Raw genomic sequence first — 330 nt, forward strand, 5'->3', positions numbered from 1 at the left:
TTGTAGATAACGGTGACGGTACTCACACTATTACTATTACTGATTTAGGTACAGGATCAGTGACCACTACTATCGTTAAAGATGGTAAAGATGGTGCAACTGGTGCGACCGGTGCAACTGGTGCTGATGGTAAGAACGCTGAAGCTGATGTGAAAGACAACGGCGACGGTACTCATACTGTAACCATTAAAGATGGTAACGGTAATACCACAACGACTATCGTTAAAGATGGTGCAACCGGTGCTAAAGGTGATAAAGGTGATAAAGGTGATAAAGGTGAAGACGGTACCAGCATCACAGGTGAAGTTGTAGATAACGGTGACGGTACTC

1 pseudogene is annotated in these 330 nt (G+C 44.2%); it reads left to right on the plus strand.

The annotated features are described in order from the left end of the window. Positions 1–330, plus strand: a pseudogene (locus HMPREF3279_RS06780) (hypothetical protein); the annotation flags it as partial.

It is taken from the genome of Haemophilus sp. HMSC71H05 (assembly GCF_001838635.1).
Taxonomy (GTDB): Bacteria; Pseudomonadota; Gammaproteobacteria; order Enterobacterales; family Pasteurellaceae; genus Haemophilus_D; species Haemophilus_D parainfluenzae_R.